Raw genomic sequence first — 1,686 nt, 5'->3', positions numbered from 1 at the left:
GCCCTCGCCTAGATTAAAAGCGTAGGCTCTTAGCACCGATGTCGTCTTTTGCTTTGTGTCATTTTTGTATGCAGTAGCAGTTACTACTATCTCTTTTACATCGCTATTATCTAGCGCCAAATTTGGATTAAACCAGCCATTGTTCTTATTCACAGTTACATTATAGCCTGAGCCAACTATATAGTCTCTGTTTTGATTTGCCGTGTTTAAATTTTTATCTAATATTTTGCCATAGTAATCCACAGACCTCACTGCCGTATCAGGCGCTAGATCTGGTGAATTTTCGTATGCAAAAACTCTATGCCCGTCGCCTGTTATTTTGTTTATCTTATAAAATTCGTTTCCTTTGTCGTTTGGCTTTAAGATGATAGGAAAGAAGTAAGCTGTCTCAGCACTACTGCCGCCGATGTTTGTCGAGACCTTGATGACCTTGTTGCTAAAGGGAGCTTTTAAGATAAGCCCCATATAGGTCTTGGCATTCATCAAGCTCTCTTGAGTAACCGCCTTTTGATTTAGCTCAGATGTGGTCTTTAGTACAAGCGGTATCGACGTGCTGATGATCGCCACAACGACTATCGAGAGGATAAGCTCTATAAGAGAAAAGCCTCTTTTTACCAAGAAATTCTCCTATTTGTCTTATCGCTTAGATCGTTAAAGTTGTTTTCGCCGCCTATGACATTTCCTACGTCACCTTTGCTAGAGCCACTTTTTAGGGTCTTGCCAGCCCAGTCGCCATTTGGCACGAGAAATTTCAGCGTAAAATCATTTGTCGTTGCATCTTTATCAAATTCATTATATATGAGCCAGTTTTCTGTCTTCATCTTAGCTATATCTGTAACTGCTCGGTTATTTTTTACGTAAATATAACTTATGCCATCGCTAAGCGCCGTCTCTTTGGTTGTATCTCGCATAGTGTGATTTGAAAATTCGTATCTATCTACATTGCCGTAACTAGCATCGTGAAGAGGATTTACATACCATGAGTGCGTACCTGCAAACTCCTCCCAGCGAGCGCTTGATCCTGGCTTTTGCAACATAAATTTACTCTCGTCGCAGCCGTTGCAATACACTCCGTAGTAAATTTTTGCCTTAAAGCCAGTATTTGGCCCCTCATAGTAAGGTGCGTATGTCCTAGCGTAGTAAAATTTCGCCGATGTTTTCCTAGATGGTTTTAAGTATTGGCTACCTTTTGTTTTATTTATGCTATTTTCATCTTCGGCTAATTTTGTAAAAGTAAATATATCACTTGTCACCTCAAAAGGATTTTTAGCTACATTTTTTTCGCGCTTGAAGTTAAATTTGAGATATACCTCAGCTGTGCCATCACTTCTAAAAGCCTCTTTTTTTACCATATAGCCGCCGTCATGAGGCGATGCTTTTAGCTTTTGAACAATCGCATTTTGATCAGTAGTACCGAAAAATAGTATCTCACTATTTAGCTTTTTAACACCATCTTCATCATTGCTTAATTTTGAACCATTATTGTCTATGTAGTTAGGTATTATATTCCCTACTTTTATATTAAAGACAGCATTACTTGCATAGCAGCCACTTTTATAAAGATGTGCTGTATTGTCGCCAGAAGCTCTTGGATTTTCATTAGACAACATTGCCTTGACTTTAAATTTTAATGTCGGAGACCACAAAGTTTCTTCATTTGAGATATATGAAAAGTCACTTGATATG

At 38.5% G+C, this 1,686-nt stretch carries 1 protein-coding gene and 1 pseudogene; both read right to left on the bottom strand.

Translation table 11 applies throughout. From position 1 onward, the window contains the following. A partial coding sequence (locus tag Q0296_RS09820; RefSeq protein WP_298040056.1) for a type II secretion system protein occupies positions 1-618 on the bottom strand: 618 nt, incomplete at its 3' end. Continuing rightward, positions 612-1,686 (bottom strand): annotated as a pseudogene (locus Q0296_RS09815) (hypothetical protein); the annotation flags it as partial. The pseudogene Q0296_RS09815 and the gene Q0296_RS09820, both read right to left, overlap by 7 nt.

The sequence above is a fragment of the uncultured Campylobacter sp. genome (genome assembly GCF_937890585.1).
Taxonomy (GTDB): Bacteria; Campylobacterota; Campylobacteria; order Campylobacterales; family Campylobacteraceae; genus Campylobacter_A.
Note: the sequence above shows the minus strand (reverse complement) of the source record. Positions and strands in the feature narration are given on the sequence as shown.